We start from the raw sequence: 22,226 nt of genomic DNA, 5'->3' as shown, positions 1-22,226 counted from the left end.
CGGGATAGAACGCCTTCATCGCCAGATGCATCATCACCGAGGAATCCTTCCCGATCGAGTACAGCATCACCGGCTTGGCAAAACTGGCTGCAACCTCGCGGAAGATGTGGATGGATTCCGCCTCAAGGCGTTGAAGATGAGTCAATGTCACGATCTGGCTTCTCATTCCGTTACGGTTCGGGGCGCTCAAGCTCTACCACCGTCCGCATGCAGTTTGGAAAACATGAAGGCCCCCGCAAGGGCGGTGCATAGAGTTTTATTTGGCTCCGCCGCCGCCTCAGGCGAAAAATCCGTCCCGAACGCACCTCCTTGAGCAAAGCGGCGCGCCTTTAAGGCCCTCTTGCACGCTATCACTTTCGCGATGCCAGCTTAAGACCCGAGCGATCGCGAGAAGAGCCATTGGCCGTCGGACAAGGCGTTCGGCAGATCAACCGCATTCCGTGGCTCGTGCGCTTCGATGAGATCATTTTCGAAAATGGCTCACAAAATCACACTTCAAGATAACACAATATCTTCGTAATGATTGAATATGAGAGATACCAGTGTTATTCAGCACGCATTCAAGTGCGAGGCCAGTGATGAAGCTCGAAGATCGCCGCCGGGATATCGTTGATCTCCTCGTTGAGGAAGGAACGGTGTCGCTTGACGATCTGGCGCTGAGGTTCTCGGTGTCGAAAATGACCATCCACCGCGATCTCGACGACCTCGAAGCCGAAGGTCTGCTGCGCAAGGTCAGGGGCGGTGCAACGATCGAGGCGAGCGGCCAGTTCGAAAGCGACTATCGCTATCGCGCCCGCTTGGCACCGGCTCTCAAAACCGCGATCGCCCGCCGCGCTGCCGATTTCATCGAGCCCGGCATGAGCGTGATGGTCGATGACGGCTCCACCTCGGAGGCGCTGATCCCTTTTCTGATCGAAAAGCGCCCGCTGAGCGTGATCACCAACAATCTCGCCGTCATCAACGGTCTGTCGGGGCAGGGCGGCATCAGCCTGATCGCGCTGGGAGGCGATTTTTCGAAGAAGTTTAACGGCTTCTTCGGCGTCCTGACGGTCGCAACGCTTGGCGAGCTGCGCGCCGATATCGCGCTCATCACCAGTTCCTCGATCCATGGGCGGATTGCCTGCCATCAGGATCAGGAGGTGCTGCAGGTCAAGCGTTCGATGATCGCGGTTGCCCAGAAAGCCTTTCTGATGGCGGACCACAACAAGTTCGGCCGAACCGCGCTGCACAAGCTTGCGGATCTCGAGGTCTTCGACGGCGTGGTCACCAGCAGTCCACTTGCCGCGGAACAGGTCACAGAGCTGACGGCACAGGGTATCGAATTGTATTTTGCGGAGGAAGGGTAGCCGATGGCACGGTTTGAACGGTTCTTCATCGGAACCAGCTGGAAGATGAACAAGACGCTTGGCGAGGCAACCGCCTATGCCGATGCGCTTGCAAAGGCCGAAAGCGATCCGCGCATCCAGCGTTTCGTGATCCCCCCCTTCACCGCCATCCGCGAGGTCAAGGCGCGCCTTGCCGACGCCGATGTTCTGGTCGGTGCGCAGAACATGCACTGGGACGATCAGGGCGCCTGGACCGGCGAGATCTCGCCGGTGATGCTTGCCGATTGCGGTATGGATATCGTCGAGCTCGGCCACTCCGAGCGCCGGGCCCATTTCGGCGAAACCGACGAGACCGTCGGCCTCAAGGCCGAAGCAGCCGTCCGTCACGGCATGATCCCGCTGATCTGCATCGGCGAGACCGAGGCGGAGAAGGACGCGGGCCGCGCCGATGACGTGCTGAAACAGCAGGTCGAGGCAGCGCTTTCGCGCCTCACCGAGACGCAGAAGAAGGCGGAGATCATCTTCGCCTACGAGCCCGTCTGGGCAATCGGCGAGCGCGGGCATCCGGCAACGCCTGATTATGCCGAGGCCCGTCAGGCCAGGATCATCGAAACCACGCGACTGGTCACCGGCCGTGAACTGCCCTGCCTTTACGGCGGCAGCGTCAATCCCGGCAACTGCGCCGAAATGCTGGCCTGCGACCATGTTGACGGCCTGTTCATCGGCCGCTCCGCCTGGCAGGTCGAGGGCTATCTCGACATCCTCGACCGGGTCGCCAAAGTCATCTGAAACATCTGTTCCAAGAAGAGGAAAACACCATGAAGATTGCAGTAGCAGGCGACAGCGCCGGCGCACCGCTCGCCAAGGTTCTTGCCGAGCACCTTTCCGGCCGCGAAGGCTTCACCGTATCCGAACTCTCGACGCCGCCTAGCAATGGCAATGAATATTATGCCAACCTGTCGGAGCGCGTGACTGCCGGTATTCTGGATGGCACCTATGACCGGGCAATCCTGTGCTGCGGCACGGGCATTGGCGTTGCGATCTCGGCCAACAAGGTGCCGGGCATTCGCGCCGCCCAGACCCATGACACCTATTCGGCAGAGCGCGCAGCGCTTTCCAACAACGCCCAGGTCATCACCATGGGCGCCCGCGTCATCGGCACAGAACTCGCAAAATCGATCGCCGACGCCTATCTTGCCTGCGAATTCGACCCGAATGGCCGCTCGGCCGGCAATGTCCAGGCGATTGATGATCTGGACGCAAAATACAGCGTCAAGGGCTGATCACGCCCTGAATGAACGGGAATGTCTGGCCGGCGGTGAGGATCATCCTTGCCGCCGACCTTCTTATCAGATGTCGAGATTGGCGACCGACAGGGCGTTGTCCTGGATGAAGTCGCGGCGCGGTTCGACCTCGTCGCCCATGAGGCGGGAGAACAGGCCATCGGCGCTGGTCGCATCATGGACCTTCACCTGCAGCAGCGAGCGGACATTGGGGTCCATCGTGGTTTCCCAAAGCTGCTCGGCATTCATCTCGCCAAGTCCTTTGTAGCGCTGCATCGTCAGCCCGCGCCGTCCGGCCTCGAACACGGCCTCGAGCATGGCGCGCGGACCGTAAATGGTAAGGTCGCCATTCTTTCGCTTCAGAAGCGGCGGCTGTTCGTAGACTTCGATCAACCGCTTCTGGAGCTGGTCGATATAACGCGCATCGACGGAGCCGATCAGCCCCATATCGATATTGGCAACTTCGCGGACGCTGCGCACGGTGCGCTCGAACCGAAGTCCGCCATCCTCGCGCACGAAGCCTTCCCAGCCGCGCTCTGTTTCCTCGGCAATCATGTCGAGACGGTTCGCGATATCGGCGGCAAGCCTGACGGCCTCGTCCTGATTGGTGACGCGCTCGGCATTGAGCGCGCCGGCAATGGCGGCCTGCTCGACAACCGCACGGTCATAGCGCGAATGGATCCCTTCCATCAGGTTGCGCATGCGGATCGCATCGACGATCACCTGGCGAAGGTCCGGTCCGGCGCGCACTTCACCTGTGCCGAGATGCAGCGAGGCATCCTCCAGACCCTGGTCGATCAGATAGTCCTCGAGCGCCTGCTCGTTCTTCAGATACTGCACGGACTTTCCGCGCGTTACCTTGTAGAGCGGCGGCTGGGCGATATAGAGATGGCCGCGCTCGATCAGCTCCGGCATCTGCCGGAAGAAGAAGGTGAGCAGCAGCGTCCGGATATGCGCGCCGTCCACGTCAGCATCGGTCATGATGATGATCTTGTGGTAGCGCAGCTTGTCCGGATTGTACTCGTCCTTGCCGATGCCGGTGCCAAGCGCGGTGATCAGCGTACCGATTTCCTGGCTCGACAGCATCTTGTCGAAGCGCGCGCGTTCGACGTTCAGGATCTTGCCCCTGAGCGGCAGGATCGCCTGGGTCTCGCGCGACCGGCCCTGCTTGGCGGAGCCGCCAGCGGAATCGCCCTCCACCAGCACCAGTTCGGATTTCGCCGGATCGCGGTTGGAGCAATCGGCAAGCTTGCCGGGAAGCGATGCGATATCGAGCGCGCCCTTGCGCCGCGTCAGTTCGCGGGCGCGGCGTGCTGCTTCACGGGCGGAAGCCGCCTCGGCGACCTTGGTCACCAGAATCCGGGCTTCGTTCGGATGTTCCTCCAGCCACTGGCCGAGCGCATCGTTGACGCAGCTTTCGACCACGGGGCGGACTTCGGAGGACACCAGCTTGTCCTTGGTCTGCGACGAGAATTTCGGATCCGGCACCTTCACCGAAAGCACGGCCGTCAGGCCCTCGCGGCAGTCCTCACCGGTCAGCGTCACCTTTTCGCGCTTCAGGATGCCGGACGTATCGGCATAGGAGATCATCTGGCGCGTCAGCGCACCGCGGAAGCCCGCCATATGGGTGCCGCCGTCGCGCTGGGGAATGTTGTTGGTGAAGCAGAGCACATTCTCGTGGTAGGTGTCGTTCCACCACATCGCCACCTCGACGGTGATGCCGTCCTTTTCGGTGGAAATCGCGATCGGTTCGGAAACCAGCGGCTTCTTGGCGCGGTCGAGATAGGCAACGAAGGCCGCAAGCCCGCCGTCATAATGCATTTCCTTCGCCACCGGCTCGGAATGCCGGTTGTCGGTCAGGAGAATGCGGACGCCCGAATTCAGGAAGGCGAGTTCGTGAAGACGCTTCTCCAGCGTGTCGTAATCGAACTCGATCATGGTGAAGGTTTCCGAGCTCGGCATGAAGGTAAGCTCGGTACCGGTCTCGCCGGCTGCATCGCCGATCACTTCCAGCGGCTTGTCGGCAACGCCGTGGGTAAACGAAATCTCGTGCAGCTTGCCGGCGCGCTTGATCTTCAGCTTCAGCCAGACCGAAAGCGCGTTGACCACGGACACGCCCACGCCGTGCAGGCCGCCGGAGACCTTGTAGGAATTCTGGTCGAACTTGCCGCCCGCATGAAGCTGGGTCATGATCACTTCTGCCGCCGAAATGCCTTCGCCGGTGTGGATGTCGGTCGGAATGCCGCGGCCATTGTCGGTGACGGAGACCGAACCATCGGGGTTCAGCGTCACGGTGACAAGGTCGGCGTAACCGCCAAGCGCCTCGTCGATCGCGTTGTCGACCACTTCGTAGACCATGTGGTGAAGCCCGGAGCCGTCATCCGTGTCGCCGATATACATGCCGGGCCGCTTGCGCACGGCATCGAGGCCCTTGAGAACCTTGATCGAATCGGCGCCGTATTCGGCAGGCGTGCCGATGGCAGTTTCTGGGGTTTCGCTCATAGACTGGTCTTTCCAAAACGATTGGCGGGCCGAGGCGCGACGATGGCGCCGAATCACTGCCGTTTTTAGGCGTTGATTCTAGGGGAAAAGCCGTTTTCACTCAAATCGATGCGCCTTCTTTTACAGGCAAACTGGGGATAAGCCCAGCCCGATTCAACCACTGTCGCCGGCGCGGCGAAAAACCGGGCCAAGTCCGGCCATGTTCAGGCGTTCCGGCCCCTGGCGGGAAGGCCGCGTGGCGAATATTCGCATCTATGCTATCGTCATCGCGGACAGACGCACTATCTGAAGCACGAGGCCGCCCGCCAGGCGGCCGCCGCATTTTTCAAGCGCGCCTGAGAGGGCTGAGGCATGAGGGCGCAGCAACCGGTCCGCAAAGGACCGTCACGAGAGGGAATACTATGAAACGACTTCTGACCCTGACCGGCGCCGTGGCCATTGCCGCCTTTGCCGCCGTCCAGTCCGCATCCGCAGCCCCTGTGGTCGTCTCTTCCAAGATCGATACCGAAGGCGGCGTCCTCGGCAACATCATCCTGCAGGCGCTCGAAGCCAACGACATTCCGACTGAAAACAAGATCCAGCTCGGCGCCACCCCGATCGTTCGCCAGGCGATTACCGAGGGACAGATCGACATCTATCCCGAATATACCGGCAATGCCGCCTTCTTCTACAACAAGGCCGACCTCCCGGTCTGGAACAATGCCCAGCAAGGTTATGAAGAGGCAAAGACGCTCGATTACGATGCCGCAAAGATCGTCTGGCTGACGCCTGCGGATGCCAACAATACCTGGGCGATCGCGATCCGCAGCGACATCGCGGACAAGAATGCGCTGACCGACCTGACGGAGTTCGGCAAATATGTTGCCGATGGCGGCGATATCAAGCTTGCCGCATCCTCCGAATTCGTGACCTCGCCCTCGGCGCTTCCGGCCTTCGAGAAGGCCTATGACTTCCACCTCGAATCGGATCAGCTGATTACGCTTTCGGGTGGCGACACCGCCGCCACGATCGCGGCCGCCGCCAAGCAGACCTCCGGCGCCAACGCCGCCATGGTCTACGGTACCGATGGCGGGATCGCAGCCTCCGGCCTCAAGGTGATGGAAGACGACAAGGGCGTGCAGCCGGTCTACCTGCCGACGCCGATCATCCGCGAGGAGAGGCTCGAGGAATATCCGCAGATCGCCGAAATCCTGAAGCCGATCTTCGAGGCGCTCGATCTCGAAACCCTGCAGGACCTCAACGGTCGCGTCCAGGTGGAAGGCGAGCCTGCCGATGCGGTGGCAAAGGAATTCCTGTCGCTGAACGGGTTCGTGAAGTAGGACGGCCTGACGTCTGTGCTGCACTCAGCAGCCGGGGGTGACGTTTCCTGTTTCTCATGAGTGATGCTCGGGCTTGACCCGCGCATCGAGGCGACACGGGAAGCGCTTTCCGGACCCTCGGGTAAAGCCCGAGGGTAACGCCTGGGAAAGAGGCGTCGTCTAGACGTCGGCAAGAGGCGGTTGCTGCGTCGCAGTCTCCACCGCGCAACTGCGCAGGTCGTGTTGCCACAGGCGCCAACAGAGTGAAACGCGCCCCGGGCTCCATTGCACGAAAAGCCGAAAGGGACGGAATGTCAGCCATCAGCGCCAGCGCAACACCGATGCGACGCGCCGTCGACAAACTCGGCGTGATCATTGCGGCGATCGCGCTTGCCGGATTGTTCCTCCAGCCATTTGCGCTTGTGCGGGCTAACAGGATCGTGGCGGCCGAGGGCGTGATGATGTGGTCGGCGCTGCCAGCGCTAGAGGCCGGCTTGCTGATTGCCGCGCTCGCTGCCGCCGTGGCGGTGATCCTGATGCGCTCGCCGGTCAATCTCCGTCTTGCCGTTTCCGTCGCCGCCATCGCGGTGCTCGCGGTTTCGGTCGGTCATGCTGGCACCTATCTCACGCCCGCCGACAATAATTATGCCCGGGTTTCGCCCGGTGGCGGGTTCTGGATCCTGCTCTTTGCCTTCGCCATCGCCATGGCCGATGCCACGGTGCGCAAGAAACTCTCGCCGTGGATGCGGATGGCCTTTCTGCTTGCCGCAATGCTGGCGATCGGCCTGCTGCTCTGGTCCGGTGCCTGGAATGATCTGTCGATCCTGAAGGAATATGAAAACCGCGCCGGCGCCTTCTGGCGGGAGGGCCGCACCCATGTGGCGCTGGCCTTCGGTTCGCTTGCCGCCGCCACCATCGTCGGCATTCCGATCGGCATCGTCTGCTACCGGGTGCCGCCAGTCAGGGCGAGCATTCTCAACAGTCTCAACGTGCTGCAAACCATCCCGTCGATCGCGCTGTTCGGCCTCCTGATCGCACCGCTTGCCTGGGTCGGGCGCACTGTGCCGGGGGCGGCTGCGCTCGGCATTGCCGGGATCGGCTTTGCGCCGGCGATCGTGGCGCTGTTTGCCTATTCGCTGCTGCCGGTGGTTTCCAACACCGTCGCCGGTCTCGACAGCGTGCCCCGCGATGCCCGCGATGCGGCGCGCGGCATGGGCATGACCGGACGGCAATTGCTGTTCCAGATCGAGCTGCCGCTCGCCTTCCCGGTGATCCTGACGGGCATCCGCATCGTGCTGGTGCAGAATATCGGGCTCGCGGTGATTGCGGCGCTGATCGGCGGCGGCGGTTTCGGGACCTTCGTGTTTCAGGGCATCGGCCAGACGGCGACCGACCTCGTCCTGCTCGGCGCGCTGCCGGTCGTCGCCATGGCCTTTGCCGCCGCCATCATTCTCGACGCGCTCGTCGAACTCAGCCAGACCAGAAAGGCATCGCGCAGATGATCGAGATTGAAGCGGTCACCAAGATCTATGACGACACCCATGCGGTCGACAATGTGTCCTTCACCGTGGAGCGCGGCGAGCTGGCGGCGATCGTCGGCACGTCGGGTTCGGGCAAGACCACGCTGATGCGCATGATCAACCGTCTGGTGGAGCCGACCTCTGGCGTCATCCGCATAGACGGGCGCGACAATCGCGAACTGCCGGATTACGAACTCAGGCGCGGCATCGGCTATGCGATCCAGGGCCATGGCCTGTTTCCCCACCGCTCGGTTGCCGAAAACATCGCCACCGTGCCGAAGCTGCTTGGCTGGGACAAGAAGCGGCGCGATGACCGCGTCGACGAGCTTCTGTCGCTGTTTCATCTCGATCCCGACCAGTTCCGCGGCCGCATGCCCTTCGAGCTTTCCGGCGGCGAGCAGCAGCGCATCGGCGTTGCGCGCGCCCTTGCGGCCGAGCCTGCCGTGCTGTTGATGGACGAACCCTTCGGCGCGCTTGATCCGATCATCCGCGCCAAGGCTCAGGTGGATCTCCTCGACATCCAGCGCCGGTTCGAAACCACCGTAGTGTTCGTCACCCACGACATGGACGAGGCGATCCACCTTGGCCACAAGATCGCCGTCATGCATGGGGGCAAGCTTCTCCAATATGCGCCGCCCGCCGATATTATCGCGCACCCGGCCTCCGATTTCGTCAACGAGCTCTTGGGAACGGGCGACAAGGCGTTCCGCATGCTGTCGCTGACGCCCTGCGCCGATCTGGTGGAGGAGGGGGCGGCCGATGGCGCTCCGATTGCCGCCGATGCGAGCCTGCGCGATGCGCTGGCGCAGGTGCTCTGGTCGGGCCGCGATGCGCTGCCGGTCGAGCGGGATGGCACGATCATAGGCCGGATCACGCGCGAAAGTCTGGTGCGCCGTGCCGAGGGACCGGTGGCATGAAGCTTGCGGTGATCATCCGGCTTCTGCTTCTGGCCGTGCTCGTGGCGTTCATCGTCTCGCCCACGCGCTTTGCCGCGGTATTTGCGCCCTTCACCAACAACAATGCGCCGGCGATCTACACCCAGACGAGCCTGCTTTCGCTCACGATCAGCCATCTGCTGCTGGTCGGTGCTGCAACGCTTGCGGCATCGCTGGTTTCCGTCGTGCTCGCAGTCATCGTCACGCGGCCTTTCGGGGTCGAATTCCTGCCGCTGTCGCGCTCGATCGCCAATATCGGCCAGACCTTCCCGCCGGTGGCGGTGCTGGCGCTGGCCGTCCCGGTGTTCGGGTTCGGCCCGATTCCGACCCTGATCGCGCTGTTTCTCTATGGCCTGCTGCCGATCTTCGAAAACGCGCTGACAGGGCTCACCAACCTGCCGGGCAATGTGTCAGAGGCGGCACGCGGATCCGGCATGACAGGCTGGCAGCGGCTCACCCAGGTGGAATTTCCGCTCGCCTTTCCGGTCATTCTCGCCGGCATAAGGCTATCGGTGGTGATTTCGCTCGCCACCGCCACGATCGGCTCGACCGTTGCGGCAAAGACGCTCGGCGAGGTGATCATCGCCGGGCTGCAATCCAACAACACCGCCTTCGTGCTGCAGGGCGGCCTTGTGGTCGGCGTGCTGGCGCTCCTGATCCATGACGGGCTGGTCACGGTCGAACGCGCGATGGCGCGCCGGACCGGACGTCAGGCATAGAGGACTAAAATCCTACCTTCCGAAAGAAGGTCAGGATTTCGCATCCTCGAAGCGATCCCAGATGCCATCCATGGCCTTCGAGAGCGCGCGGTAGACGCCCTCTTCCTTCAGATGCGCCAGCACCTGTTCGTTGGTGCCGCCCCGGGTCGCCGATTCCCGGGTCAATGCGGTAAAGGAATGCTCGGGCGCGTTCCTGGCAGTGGCCGCAAGCGAATAAAACACCGCGCCGGAGAAGGTGCGGGCCTTGTCGGCCGGTACGTTCTTCGCCGCCAGCCAGTCGGCAATCGTCTCGTAATAGCCGAAGGCGCCGGCAAGGGTTGCGGTCGCAACGCAGAGCGCCTGATATTCGTCCTCGCTTTCAACGGCCACCGCGGTGCCGAGCTTTGAAAACAGCGCCACGATCTCCTCGTCCGGCGGAAAGACCGGCGTCGGCCAGCCATGGAAGGCGACCGCCGGAAGGGGCGTCACAAGCGTGACCTTCCTGGCCGGGGCGACGATCCTTTCGATCTTTTCGCGTCCGAACGTCGCCATGAACGAGATCACGTGGTGATCGGGCCCGAATGTGAGGTCGCTGATGATGGCCTCTGCATCCTTCGGGCGCAGCGCCAGGCAGACGGTGTCTGCGCCGTCGATCACGGCCTGGTTGCTGTCTGCGATCGACACATTGCCGAAGCTTTCGGAAAGCGCGCCGGCGATCTCGGCATTGCGCGGAGAGATCAAAATGTCCGGTTTCTCGCCGTCTATGGTGGAAAGTCCCGTGACGACGGCTTTGGTGATTTCGCCGGTTCCGATGAATCCGATGGTCATGGTGCGCTCCTTCATGTGTTGCGGCCAACATAGAGAGCCGGGTGCGGTTTGCAAACGGGGGGACCGATGCATGCCGCAGCAGCGCCCGAGACGAGGGTCCGAAACCGCCCTGTCGGGATGCGTACCGGTTTTCGCGAATTCGTTCGATTCTCTCCGATTTTATCTTGAAGCGGGGTTTTGCCATTTCCATATCCACAAGAGCGGTGATCAACACCCGAACGAAACGAGGATAACTGAGATGAACGAGACTGCGTTACTGCGTCCGGCGTGGACGCCACTTACGATCGCCCTGATGGTGATCGGCTTTGTCGTGTTCTGGCCGCTTGGACTGGTGATGCTTGCCTATATCATCTGGGGCGATCGCCTGAACATGAACCGCGGTGATTGGAAACGCTCTGCCGAGCGCGCCTTCGGCAATTGCCGGCGCAACATGCGCAGCGCTGCCGAGCCGATGGCCTCCACCGGCAATGCGGCCTTCGACGAATGGCGCCGCAACGAGATGGAGCGGATCGAGGCGGAACGCCGCAAGCTCGACGAGATGCGTGCAGAGTTCGACCGCTACAGCGACGAACTGCGCAAGGCCCGCGACCGCGAGGAGTTTGACCGCTTCATGCGTGAGCGTGGCGGCAACATGGGCGGAACGCCGCAGGCTTGACCCCTTGAACCTCGCCGAAAGGCGGGGCTCGTCCTTCCGGCATCGCCCGTTACCGGGCGGTGCCTTTTTTTGTGGCCGCAGCGATGCGTCAAGCGGTATAGGACAGGAAATCCGAGCCGAAGAGAGACAGGATGAGCGCAAGGACAATCGAGATCGGCGGCAAGGTTCTGCCTCTCAACGTCAAGACCAATCAGCGCGCCCGCCGGATGACGCTGAAGATCGAGCCCGGCGGCCATGCCGTGAGCCTGACCGTGCCGCCCGGTCTCGCGCGCCATCAGGTCGATGGCTTCCTGCGCCGCCATCACGACTGGCTGATCGACCGGATTGGCCGGTTCGAGGGCCGCGACACGGTGATCGGGGAGGGCGCGACGCTTCCGGTCTTCGGGGTCGCCCACACCATCCGCCACAGCGGCAATCTAAGGGGGCTGACGGAAGCGCGCATCGAGGATGGCCGTCCGGTCCTGGTGGTTTCGGGACCGTCTGCGAGCGTTGGCCGTCGCGCCGCCGATTATCTGAGGAAGGAGGCGCGGCGCGAGATCACCGAGCGTGTCGCCTATCATGCGGGGGTGAGCGGCAAGGGCTATGCGAGCATTGCCTTCAAGGATACCAAGTCGCGCTGGGGTTCGTGTTCCTCCACCGGCAATCTGAGCTTTTCCTGGCGGATTGCGATGGCGCCGCATTTCGTGGTCGATTATCTCGCTGCCCACGAAGTGGCGCATCTTTCCCAGATGAACCACGGCCCGCATTTCTGGTCGCTTTGCGAAAGACTGTGCCCGAAGACGCCCGAAGCCCGAAAATGGCTGAAGGCGGAAGGTTCGTTTCTGCACGCAATCCGCTTCGATGCGCCAGCCGTATAGATACTCGCGAAGTATTTTTCGATATGTTAAGGACAGACCATGAAACGTCCTGCCATCAAGATCTGCGGTCTTACCACGGAAGAGGCGATCGATCATGTGATTGCGCGCGGCGCGAGCCATGTCGGTTTCATCTTCTTTGAAAAGAGCCCGCGTCATGTCGAACCCGATGTTGCGGCCGGCCTGATCAGCCACGTGCGCGGCCGGGCGAAGACGGTGGCGGTATCGGTCGATGCCGATAACGAACTCCTGGAAGAAATTGTCTATGCCGCCCGCCCGGACATGCTGCAATTGCACGGCCATGAAAGCCCGGATCGGGTCCTGACCGTCAAGGCGCTGTTCGGCCTGCCGGTGATCAAGGCGTTTTCGCTGCGCACCCATGACGACCTTGAACGGGTCAGCGATTATGACGGTGTCGCCGATCTTCTGCTTTTCGACGCAAAGCCGCCTGCCAATGCCACGCTGCCGGGCGGAAATGGCGTTCCCTTCGATTGGCGCTTGCTTGCCGGCTGGCGCCCGACTATCCCTTATCTGCTGTCCGGCGGATTGAATGCGGACAATGTCGCCGCAGCGCTTCTCGAAACCGGAGCGCCGGGGCTTGATGTTTCCTCGGGCGTGGAAAGCGCGCCCGGTATCAAGGATGCCGCCCGGATCGATGCCTTTTTTGATGCCGTCGACGCTTGCCTGATGACGGCCTGATGGAGAATGACCGTGAACGAGAGCCCGAAGCTGAATTCCTTCAAATCCGGCCCTGACGAGACCGGCCTGTTCGGCATTTTCGGTGGCCGCTTCGTCGCCGAAACCCTGATGCCGCTGATCCTCGACCTTGAAGCCGAGTGGGAAAAGGCAAAGACCGATCCTGCCTTCAAGGCGGAGCTCGAGAACCTTGGAAAGCACTATATCGGCCGCCCGAGCCCGCTCTATTATGCAGAGCGGCTCACAGAGCATCTCGGCGGCGCGAAGATCTATTTCAAGCGCGAGGAGCTGAACCACACCGGCTCGCACAAGATCAACAATTGCATCGGCCAGATCCTGCTTGCCAAGCGCATGGGCAAGAAAAGGATCATCGCCGAGACCGGCGCCGGCCAGCACGGCGTGGCCTCTGCCACCGTTGCCGCACGCTTCGGCCTGCCCTGCGTGGTCTATATGGGCGCCACCGATGTCGAGCGGCAGGCGCCGAACGTTTTCCGCATGAAGCTTCTGGGCGCCGAGGTGAAGCCGGTAACCTCCGGCCATGGCACGCTCAAGGACGCGATGAACGAAGCGCTCCGCGACTGGGTTACCAATGTCGAGGATACCTATTATCTGATCGGCACGGCGGCAGGCCCGCATCCCTATCCGGAAATGGTGCGCGATTTCCAGGCCGTGATCGGCACGGAAGCGCGTGCGCAGATGCTAGAGGCCGAGGGCCGTCTTCCCGACCTCGTCATCGCTTCCGTCGGCGGCGGGTCGAACGCCATTGGCATCTTCCACCCCTTCCTGGATGATGCCGAGGTGAAGATCGTCGGCGTCGAGGCCGGCGGCAAGGGCCTTTCGGGCGACGAGCACTGCGCCTCGATCACCGCCGGCGCGCCCGGCGTGCTTCACGGCAACCGCACCTATCTGCTGCAGGATCGCGACGGCCAGATCAAGGAAGGCCATTCGGTCTCGGCGGGCCTTGATTATCCCGGCATCGGGCCGGAGCATTCCTGGCTCAACGATATCGGCCGCGTCGAATATGTGCCGGCGATGGACGATGAGGCGCTGGAGGCGTTCCAGCTGATGACCCGGCTCGAGGGCATCATCCCGGCGCTCGAACCCAGCCACGCGATTGCCGAAATCATCAAGCGCGCGCCGAAAATGGGCAAGGATCAGATCATCCTCGCCAATCTCTCCGGTCGCGGCGACAAGGATGTGCACACCGTCGGAAAGATCCTCGGAATGGAGATGTAAGGCATGAGCAGGGGGGAGATGATCGAGGAAATGTCGGAACTGGCGGAAGCGCTGTTCGAGATCATCGAGGAAGAGGATGACGGTGGAAACGAGGTGCGGGCCGCGGTGATCAAGGCGCTCGCGCATCAGAACCTCTTCAATATCGAACTGGTTGCCGCGCTGAACACGATTGCCTCCGGCGGCAATGCGTCCGCCGAAATCGACAGCCTCGTGATGAACATGAAATCCGTCCACAAGTCGTTGGTCACAGCGATCACGGCGTGGTCGGACGAAGAAACGGAATAGGGCGGCATGCGCATGACCGACCGACTGCCCGAGGCGGAGCTTTACCGCGCGCGCCAGGCCGGTTATCTGCAAACCGTCGAGACGCGCGAGGGCCGGATCAAGCTCAACGGCATTTCAGCCGTGGGCGCGCCGGATTTCGCAGAGGACGTGCTTGATGCGGCAATCGCCGTTCTCAGGCAGGCAGAAGCTCCGGCCGGCCATTTCGGCGCCGGTTTCGCGGTTCTGCATTGCGGCGAGGAGGCCTGGTGGCTGCTGTTGCACTGGTGGCTTCCGGGCGGCATTGCCTCTCACGGGCTCTGGCGCGCCGCGCTTGGCGCGACGCCCGTGTTTTCGCCGGTTCCGCCGGGTGTTCTGGCCTGCGTGTGGGAGCTTGGCGCCATTGAATTCGAGCGGCGCGCCTTTATGGAAACGGCCATGGCCGGCGCACCGCTTGCCGATTATTTCGCATCGACGATGCCACGGAGTACAGTATGACCGAACGTATGGAAAAACGCTTTGCCGCGCTGAAGGCCGAGGGCCGGCCGGCGCTGATCACCTATTTCATGGGCGGCGATCCGGATTTCGATACCTCGCTGGAGATCATGAAGGCGCTGCCGAAGGCGGGTGCGGACGTGATCGAACTCGGCATGCCGTTTTCCGATCCGATGGCAGATGGACCCTCGATCCAGATGGCGGGGCTGCGCGCGCTGAAGGCCGGCCAGACTCTGGAAAAGACGCTGGACCTTGCCCGTCACTTCCGCAAGGTTGATGCCGATACGCCGATCGTGATGATGGGCTATTACAACCCGATCTATATTCACGGTGTCGAAAAGTTCATCGCCGATGCGCTCGAAGCCGGCATCGATGGCCTGATCATCGTCGACCTGCCGCCGGAAATGGATGAAGAGCTTTGCATTCCCGCGCTCGAAGCCGGACTGAACTTCATCCGCCTGGCAACGCCGACCACGGACGGCAAGCGTCTTCCGGCGGTTCTGAAGAATACATCCGGCTTTGTCTATTACGTTTCGATGAACGGCATCACCGGCTCGGCGCTGCCGGATCCGTCGCGCGTCGGCGAAGCGGTGGCGCGCATCAAGGCGCACACCGATCTTCCGGTCTGCGTCGGCTTCGGCGTCAAGACTGCAGAGCATGCCCGCCTCATTGGTGCGGCGGCAGATGGCGTGGTCGTCGGCACGGCGCTCGTCAACCAGATTGCCGGCAGCCTGACGGCAGACAACAAGGCCGGCAAGGATACGGTTGACGCGGTTACGACCTTTGTAAAGGGCCTTTCAAGCGGGGTGCGGGACGCGCGCCTTGCAGCCGCCGAGTAAATCTGGCACACGGCAGGCAGATAAATCAGGAGGTTCATGTGGTGAACTGGATTACCAATTACGTGCGGCCGCGGATCAATTCCATGTTCGGCCGCCGCGAGGTGCCCGAGAATCTGTGGATCAAGTGTCCGGAAACGGGCGCCATGGTGTTTCATACGGATCTGGAAGAAAACAAGTGGGTGATACCGTCTTCCGGCTATCACATGAAGATGCCGGCCCGCGCGCGCCTTACCGATCTTTTCGACAACGGCGCCTATGAAGACCTGCCGCAGCCCAAGGTGGCGCAGGACCCGCTGAAGTTTCGCGATTCCAAGAAATATATCGACCGGCTGAAGGAAAACCGGACGAAGACCGACCAGGAGGACACGATCCTTGCCGGCGTCGGCACGCTTGAGGGGCTGAAGCTCGTTGCCGTGGTGCAGGAGTTCAAGTTCATGGGCGGCTCGCTCGGCATGGCCGCAGGCGAGGCGATCATCCAGGCGTTTCAGCGCGCGCTCACCGAAAAGTGCCCGCTGGTGATCTTCCCCGCGTCCGGCGGTGCCCGCATGCAGGAGGGCATCCTGTCGCTGATGCAGATGCCGCGCGTGACGGTGATGATCGAGATGATGCGCGAAGCGGGCCTGCCCTATATCGTGGTGCTCACCAATCCGACCACCGGCGGCGTTTCGGCGTCCTATGCCATGCTCGGCGATCTGCACATCGCAGAGCCCGGCGCGGAAATCGGCTTTGCCGGACGCCGCGTGATCGAGCAGACCATCCGCGAACAGCTTCCTGACGGTTTCCAGACCGCGGAATACCTGCTGGAACACGGCATGGTGGATATGGTCGTCAAGCGGCATGATCTGCCGGAAACGCTGGCGCGTCTTCTGAAGATCATGACCGGTGCACCGGCAACGCCCGCCAAGGGGCTGCTCGAAGGCCCGAAATCGCAGGATGCGATTGCCGACAAGACCCCGCGCAAACCGCTTGAGGCAGGCGAGGCTCCGGCACAGCCGCACTGAGACAGTCACGTGGAACCGCCGCGCGCCTGAGGCAGCGGCGGTCATCCGTCGCAGCCAAGGCCGGCGGATATCAAGGGTGCGAAGACGCCCCGGCGGGACATACCCGCAGAATCGGACAAATCATGGATAATCCTTCATTCGGCGCCGCCGAGCGCGTGATCGAACACCTGATGGAACTGCATCCGAAGGGTTTCGATCTTTCGCTCGACCGGATCCGGGTATTGCTTGAAAAGCTCGGCAACCCGCATCTGGCGCTGCCGCCGGTGATCCATATCGCCGGCACCAATGGCAAGGGCTCGACGACGGCGTTCTGCCGAGCGCTGCTGGAGGCATCGGGCCTTTCCGTCCATGTCCATTCCTCGCCGCATCTGGTGCGCTGGCATGAGCGGTTCCGCATCGGCGGGCCGGGCGGCGCCAGCGGCTATGTCGATGATGCGCTTCTGGCCGAGACGCTTGAGCGGGTCGATGCTGCCAATGGCGGCGCCAAGGCCACCGTGTTTGAAATGCTGACGGCGGCCACCTTCGTGCTGTTTGCCGAAATCCCGGCTGACGTCGTCATTCTGGAAGTCGGTCTCGGCGGCCGTTTCGATGCCACCAACATCATCGACAAGCCCGCCGTCTCCGTGATCATGCCGATCTCGCTCGATCACCAGGCCTATCTCGGCGACCGGGTGGAGCTGATTGCGGCAGAAAAGGCCGGGATCATGAAGCCCGGCGTGCCGGTCGTGATCGGCCAGCAGGAATACGAGGCCGCCGAAGAGGTTCTGATTGCAAGCGCCGACCGGCTCGGCTGCCCGCTCCATGTCTACGGCCAGGATTTTTCCGCCCATGAGGAGCATGGCCGTCTGGTCTATCAGGATGGCGACGGCCTGATGGATCTGCCGCTGCCGGCGCTTCCGGGGCGGCACCAATATGCCAACGCCGCCGCCGCGATCTCGGCGGTAAAGGCTGCGGGCTTCACGCTCGATGACAGTGCCGTGGAGACGGCGATGCGCTCCGTGTTCTGGCCGGCACGCCTGCAGCGCCTCCATGAGGGCGAGCTGGTGACGGCCGCACCTGCGGGCTCCGAGATCTGGGTCGATGGCGGCCACAATCCGGGTGCCGGCGAGGTGATCGCCGAGGCGATGGCGGGTTTCGAGGAGCGCGATCCGCGCCCGCTCTATCTCGTGATCGGCATGATCAACACCAAGGACCCCTTCGGCTTCTTCGAGCATTTCGCAGGCCTTGCGACCTATGTCTATTGTGCGCCGATCAAGGGGACGGAGGCCTTCATCGATCCGGTGGCGCTTGCCTCTTCCGCGGCCGACGCGGGCCTTTCCGCGGAACCGGTGTCCTCTATCGGCGAGGCGCTGGCCGCGATCTGCCTGCGCGCCCGCGCCGACCAGCCCCCGCCGCGCATCCTGATCGGCGGCTCGCTTTATTTTGCGGGCAATGCGCTTGCCGAAAACGGAACGCCCCCGCTCTGAGACCGCCTTTCCCGGCGACGCGCAGGCGTCAGCCCTTGCAGTGGCAATCTTCGGGCGCAATGGCTGATCCCTGGATCTGCCATTGCGCCTGATCATGCGCATGAAAGGTCCAGCTTCGCTTGCCGAGCGTCTTCAATTGAAAGCTTCGGTTGATCGGGCCCGGCCATGCGTCGGCACGCAGAGATCGCCGGAACATCACTCACCCACGAATGGCGATCATGACCTGATGTTGGACGGCACACCCCTAAAAACAGGGGGTATGGCGCGGTCAGGCGGCCACCTCCCGTGATGCATTTTCCCACTTCAGCGATGTCTTATGTGTGTCTTTGGCTACACTCGTCATGTCTCGCAAGCAAGTTTGAAAATCCGGATTGACAATCCTGCATTGCAGGAAGAGCGTGCGGAAAACAGTTGCGGGGGGTCTCATGTCAATCGCATTCGCTGCCCAGAATTTTGTATTTTCACGGAAGCCGTTGCGCCTTGGCGCCATTGCCCTTCTCTCGGGAACAGCGCTCGTTCCGTTTGCCGCACATGCTTCACCGGCGCCGGTGTGTCATGCCACGGTCACCGGCGCGGCGAACCTGATCCTTTGCGACGCCCAGCATGTGGCGGTCTCGACCGGCACGGGTGACTCGTCGCTGACGCTTGACGGCCAGGTTACCGGCTCGGCCTGGATGAATCCGGCCTATGACACCACGACGCCGACCAACCACCTGCTGATCGTGACCGGCAATTCGCAGGTCAACAACACCGACAATGATGGCGCCGTGTTCTTCTCGACGGCCGCGCCCGACCATGATGCCGTTGCCCGTTTCGACGCCGGGGTCACCATTGAATCAAGCGCAGGCTACGGCGCCATCTGGTTCCGCAACCAGGTTTCCGGAGACATCAGCGTCACCAGCGCGGCGACGGTCACCTCCAGTTCCGGCGCCGCGATTACCGCCGTTTCGAACGGGGGCAATGTATCGGTCACCAATTCCGGCTTTGTGACGGCGACAGCCACTGACGACCGTAATTATACCGGCCTCTATGCCGAGAACGGATCGTCGGATCTGCCCGACAGCGTCGTCACCATCAACAACAGCGGCACGGTGACGGCCTGGAGGGCGGCGGCGCGCGCGATCAACTACAACGGCCTCTCAAGCATCATCAACACCGGCACGCTGATGTCGTCAAACCGTCAGGCGATCGTCGCCTGGGCGCAAGTCGGCGATGTCTTTGTTGAGAATGACGGCACCGCATCGGCCGGTCTTGAAGAGGCGGGCATCGCCGCCTGGGCCGCCCGCAATGCCACGGTTGTCAACAACGGCACCGTAACTGCGATCGGGACCGTCAATTCCTACGGCATCGATATCGAATCCCAGACCGCCGGCAACGTCATGCTGACCAATAACGGCACGGCAACATCCAGCAATTTCGCCGCGCTCTATGCGACAACGGAAAGCGGCAGCATCACCATCGCCAATGCCGGCGAGGCCTCCGGCCAGCAGGGCGTGCTTGCAGCGGCAACCGGCGGCACAGTAACGCTCACCAATACCGGCACGCTTTCGGGCGCTGAGGAAGGCGTCTCGCTCTCGGGCGGCAGCGTTACCCTGGGCAATAGCGGCAAGGTGACGTCCAGCGGATCTGCGGCCCTTTCCCTGAAGGCAACAAACGGCAGCATCACGATCACCAATGACGGCGGGGCCTCCGGCCAGCAGGGCATTCTTGCAGCAGCAACCGGCGGCACGGTAACGCTCACCAATTCCGGCATGCTTTCGGGCGTGCAGGAGGGCGTTTCGCTCTCGGGCGGCAGCGTCACTCTGGGCAATAGCGGCAAGGTGACGTCCAGCGGATCTGCGGCCCTTTCCCTGACGGCGACAAACGGCAGCATCACGATCACCAATGATGGCGAGGCCTCCGGCCAGCAGGGCATTCTTGCAGCGGCAACCGGCGGCACGGTAACGTTCACCAGTACCGGCACGCTTTCTGGCGTGCAGGAGGGCGTTTCGCTATCGGGCGGCAGCGTCATGCTGACCAACAACGGTACGGTGACCTCAAGCAAGGCGGCCGCTCTCTCTGCCGCTGCCACGGGCGGCAACCTCACCATCGAAAACGCCGGCCAGGCTTCCGGTCGGCAGGGCATTGCCGCACTGGCCTCCGGCGGCACCGCAACGCTCACCAACACCGGCACGCTTTCGGGCGCTGAGGAAGGCATTTCGCTCTCCGGCAGCAGCGCCATGATCACGAATAACGGCAAGGTGACGTCCGACAATGCCGCCGCTCTCAATGTCGCCGCCGATGGCGGTGCCATCACCATCGTGAACGCCGGCGAACTTTCGGGCGAGCTTGGCATCCTGGCAACGACGACCGGTGGCGCGATCGCCATCAGCAACACCGGCACGATCGCGGGCGTTGCGACCGGCATCACGCTTTCGGGCGCCGATGACACGGTTATCAATTATGGGACGATTTCCGGCGGAGAGACCGCTGCCACGATGGGCGGCGGTAACGATCTGTTCGTTTATCAGAATGGCAGCACAGTGATCGGCACGGTCGATGGCGGTGCCGGTGCCGATACGCTGTTGCTGGGCGAGATCGACGGCACCTTCGACATCGGCCAGATCGGCGCTGAGGCAACCTATCGCAACTTCGAAACGCTCTCGCTCACGCCAGGCACGCACTGGACGCTGACGGGATCGAGCGCGCTTGTCGGCACGATCTCCCTGTCCGATGCCACGCTGACGCTCAGCCAGTCTGCGCCCTCCGATTTCGGCGTGGTCATGACCTCCGCACTTTTGAACGGCAACGGCACCATTGGCGCGCTCACAGCCGGCACCGGCGCCATCGTGTCACCCGGCAATTCGATCGGGCGGATCAATGTCGCAGGCGATATCTCCTTCCTGTCCGGTTCGACCTATGTGGTTGAGACAGACGGCGCAACGGGCAATGCGGACCTGATCGCCGCTTCCGGCAGCGCGACCATTGCGGGCGGCAGCCTGATGGTGGCGATGACGGCGCCAAGCGCCAACTGGCAGAACGTCTACACCATCCTCACCGCCGAAGGCGGGGTCAGCGGCGTCTTCGACACCGTCACCGCCAACGGCGCGACAACCTTCCTGGCGCCGGCGGTCAACTATCAGGAGAACACCGTCACGGTCTCGATGGCCCGCAACGTCACGGCCTTTGCAAGCTTTGCAGATACGCCGAACGAGCGCGCGACCGCCAATGCCCTCGATGCGCTCAATCCATCAAGCGCCATCTACGGGTTGATCGTGACGCAGGACGGTCCCGGTGCCGCGATGAGCTTCGACCAGCTTTCCGGTGAAATCTATGCCACGGCCAAGACGGCGCTGATCGACGACAGCCGGTTCGTGCGGGCTGCGACGGCGCGTCAGATCTGGGCCAATGAGGGCGCGGATGAACCATCGCTCTGGATGCAGGGCTATGGCAGCTGGGGCGGTTTCGACGGCAACGGCAACGCTGCCGGTTACGACCGGGATGCGGGTGGCTTCTTCATGGGGGCCGATGGCACCTTCTCGGGCCTGCGCATCGGTGTCGTCGGCGGTTATGGCCAGTCGACCGTCAAGCTCGATGACGGGCGCGGCTCGCTCAGCGCAGATACTTTCACCCTCGGCGTTTATGGCGGCGGCAACTTTGACAATGTTCTGGTCAATTTCGGCCTGAACAATGGCTGGACCCAGCTCTCCTCGCAGCGCTTCGTGAATTTCACCGGCTATGCCGATGCGCTTTCGGCCGATTATGACGCCAACACGTTCCAGGTCTATGGCGATGTCGGCTACAGTTTCGATTTCGAACAGGGCGCGCTTCAGCCGTTCGCAGGGCTTGCCTATGTCAATGTCGACACCGATGGCTTTTCCGAGAATGGCGGCGCCGGCGCGCTCTCCGTCAGGGGCGGCTCGGCTGACACGACCTATACCACCCTCGGCGTGCGCGCAAAGGCCGACTTCAAGGTGCAGGACGCCACGATCACCGCGATTGGCCTGATCGGCTGGCGCCACAGCCTGAATGACGAGACGCCGGTGAGCGCCAACGCCTTTGCCGGCGGCGGCCTGTTCACCGTCTCCGGCGTGCCTTTGGCGCAGGATGTCGGGGTTTTCGAAATCGGTCTGGAAGCCGCCATTACCCCGACCGTGAGCCTTGGCATCAACTATGCCGGCCAGTTTGGCTCCGGCGTGTCGGATCAGGGCGTCGCGGCCAATCTCAAGATCAGCTTCTGACAGACCCTCCGCGCAAAATGCCCGGGCAGCAATCTCGCCCGGGCAAAGCTTGGCGAGCCCATGCAAAGCCGGCATCGCCGGGTTTTGTTCGCAGACGACTCCCGAGGTCGCCGC

At 62.6% G+C, this 22,226-nt stretch carries 20 protein-coding genes; 17 read left to right on the top strand and 3 right to left on the bottom strand.

What is annotated here, in order from left to right:
* A partial coding sequence (locus tag HPQ62_RS18970; RefSeq protein WP_174804169.1) for a phosphoadenosine phosphosulfate reductase domain-containing protein occupies positions 1-166 on the bottom strand: 166 nt, incomplete at its 3' end.
* A gap of 412 nt (positions 167-578) precedes the next feature.
* Here HPQ62_RS18970 and HPQ62_RS18965 point away from each other — a divergent pair.
* Genes HPQ62_RS18965 through derI form a run of 3 tightly spaced genes read left to right on the top strand, consistent with a single transcriptional unit; the run spans position 579 to position 2,608 of the window.
* Positions 579-1,346, top strand: coding sequence for a DeoR/GlpR family DNA-binding transcription regulator (locus HPQ62_RS18965; RefSeq protein WP_174804162.1), 768 nt, complete (start codon positions 579-581; stop codon positions 1,344-1,346).
* Between the two features lie 3 nt (positions 1,347-1,349).
* Positions 1,350-2,114: a triose-phosphate isomerase gene (locus HPQ62_RS18960; protein ID WP_174804161.1), complete on the top strand. Its 765-nt coding sequence runs from the start codon at positions 1,350-1,352 to the stop codon at positions 2,112-2,114.
* Between the two features lie 29 nt (positions 2,115-2,143).
* Positions 2,144-2,608: a D-erythrulose-4-phosphate isomerase gene (gene derI / locus HPQ62_RS18955; RefSeq protein WP_174804160.1), complete on the top strand. Its 465-nt coding sequence runs from the start codon at positions 2,144-2,146 to the stop codon at positions 2,606-2,608.
* Between the two features lie 66 nt (positions 2,609-2,674).
* Here derI and gyrB read toward each other — a convergent pair whose 3' ends face one another.
* The gene (gene gyrB / locus HPQ62_RS18950; RefSeq protein WP_174804159.1) at positions 2,675-5,110 is read right to left on the bottom strand and encodes a DNA topoisomerase (ATP-hydrolyzing) subunit B; all 2,436 of its coding nucleotides are present in this window, start codon (positions 5,108-5,110) and stop codon (positions 2,675-2,677) included.
* Between the two features lie 401 nt (positions 5,111-5,511).
* Here gyrB and osmF point away from each other — a divergent pair, with 401 nt between their 5' ends.
* From osmF to HPQ62_RS18930, 4 genes are all read left to right on the top strand, one after another.
* On the top strand, positions 5,512-6,429 hold the full coding sequence (gene osmF / locus HPQ62_RS18945; protein ID WP_174804158.1) for a glycine betaine ABC transporter substrate-binding protein OsmF: 918 nt from the start codon (positions 5,512-5,514) through the stop codon (positions 6,427-6,429).
* Positions 6,430-6,719: 290 nt separating this feature from the next.
* A complete protein-coding gene (locus tag HPQ62_RS18940; RefSeq protein ID WP_174804157.1) occupies positions 6,720-7,910 on the top strand; it encodes an ABC transporter permease in 1,191 nt (396 codons plus the stop codon).
* Positions 7,907-8,845, top strand: coding sequence for an ABC transporter ATP-binding protein (locus HPQ62_RS18935; protein WP_174804156.1), 939 nt, complete (start codon positions 7,907-7,909; stop codon positions 8,843-8,845). The genes HPQ62_RS18940 and HPQ62_RS18935 overlap by 4 nt, the downstream gene beginning before the upstream one ends.
* Complete coding sequence (locus HPQ62_RS18930; RefSeq protein ID WP_174804155.1) at positions 8,842-9,582, top strand: ABC transporter permease; 741 nt, start codon at positions 8,842-8,844, stop codon at positions 9,580-9,582. The genes HPQ62_RS18935 and HPQ62_RS18930 overlap by 4 nt, the downstream gene beginning before the upstream one ends.
* A gap of 30 nt (positions 9,583-9,612) precedes the next feature.
* Here HPQ62_RS18930 and HPQ62_RS18925 read toward each other — a convergent pair whose 3' ends face one another.
* Positions 9,613-10,389: a pyrroline-5-carboxylate reductase gene (locus HPQ62_RS18925; RefSeq protein ID WP_174804154.1), complete on the bottom strand. Its 777-nt coding sequence runs from the start codon at positions 10,387-10,389 to the stop codon at positions 9,613-9,615.
* 238 nt (positions 10,390-10,627) lie between these two features.
* Here HPQ62_RS18925 and HPQ62_RS18920 point away from each other — a divergent pair, with 238 nt between their 5' ends.
* From HPQ62_RS18920 to HPQ62_RS18875, 10 genes are all read left to right on the top strand, one after another.
* The gene (locus HPQ62_RS18920; RefSeq protein ID WP_174804153.1) at positions 10,628-11,044 is read left to right on the top strand and encodes a DUF2852 domain-containing protein; all 417 of its coding nucleotides are present in this window, start codon (positions 10,628-10,630) and stop codon (positions 11,042-11,044) included.
* A 131-nt stretch (positions 11,045-11,175) separates the two neighbouring features.
* Positions 11,176-11,901, top strand: coding sequence for a M48 family metallopeptidase (locus tag HPQ62_RS18915; protein WP_174804152.1), 726 nt, complete (start codon positions 11,176-11,178; stop codon positions 11,899-11,901).
* Positions 11,902-11,940: 39 nt separating this feature from the next.
* A complete protein-coding gene (locus HPQ62_RS18910) occupies positions 11,941-12,597 on the top strand; it encodes a phosphoribosylanthranilate isomerase (RefSeq protein ID WP_174804151.1) in 657 nt (218 codons plus the stop codon).
* 6 nt (positions 12,598-12,603) lie between these two features.
* Positions 12,604-13,830 carry a tryptophan synthase subunit beta gene (trpB, locus tag HPQ62_RS18905; protein ID WP_194246388.1) on the top strand — a complete coding sequence of 409 codons (1,227 nt, stop codon included), beginning with the start codon at positions 12,604-12,606 and terminating at the stop codon, positions 13,828-13,830.
* Positions 13,831-13,833: 3 nt separating this feature from the next.
* Positions 13,834-14,115, top strand: coding sequence for a hypothetical protein (locus HPQ62_RS18900; protein WP_174804149.1), 282 nt, complete (start codon positions 13,834-13,836; stop codon positions 14,113-14,115).
* Between the two features lie 12 nt (positions 14,116-14,127).
* Entirely contained in the window at positions 14,128-14,589 is a 462-nt protein-coding gene (locus tag HPQ62_RS21240; protein ID WP_174804148.1) for a hypothetical protein, read from the top strand.
* Complete coding sequence (gene trpA / locus HPQ62_RS18890) at positions 14,586-15,425, top strand: tryptophan synthase subunit alpha (RefSeq protein ID WP_174804147.1); 840 nt, start codon at positions 14,586-14,588, stop codon at positions 15,423-15,425. The genes HPQ62_RS21240 and trpA overlap by 4 nt, the downstream gene beginning before the upstream one ends.
* A 41-nt stretch (positions 15,426-15,466) precedes the next feature.
* Positions 15,467-16,426, top strand: coding sequence for an acetyl-CoA carboxylase, carboxyltransferase subunit beta (gene accD, locus HPQ62_RS18885; RefSeq protein ID WP_174804168.1), 960 nt, complete (start codon positions 15,467-15,469; stop codon positions 16,424-16,426).
* A gap of 122 nt (positions 16,427-16,548) precedes the next feature.
* Positions 16,549-17,892, top strand: a complete 1,344-nt coding sequence (locus HPQ62_RS18880) for a bifunctional folylpolyglutamate synthase/dihydrofolate synthase (protein ID WP_174804146.1) — start codon at positions 16,549-16,551, stop codon at positions 17,890-17,892.
* A gap of 425 nt (positions 17,893-18,317) precedes the next feature.
* Positions 18,318-22,112: an autotransporter domain-containing protein gene (locus HPQ62_RS18875; RefSeq protein ID WP_174804145.1), complete on the top strand. Its 3,795-nt coding sequence runs from the start codon at positions 18,318-18,320 to the stop codon at positions 22,110-22,112.
* Positions 22,113-22,226 lie beyond the last annotated feature (114 nt).

This window comes from Martelella limonii (assembly GCF_013344475.1).
Taxonomy (GTDB): Bacteria; Pseudomonadota; Alphaproteobacteria; order Rhizobiales; family Rhizobiaceae; genus Martelella; species Martelella limonii.
This window is presented reverse-complemented; position numbering and strand designations above follow the sequence as displayed.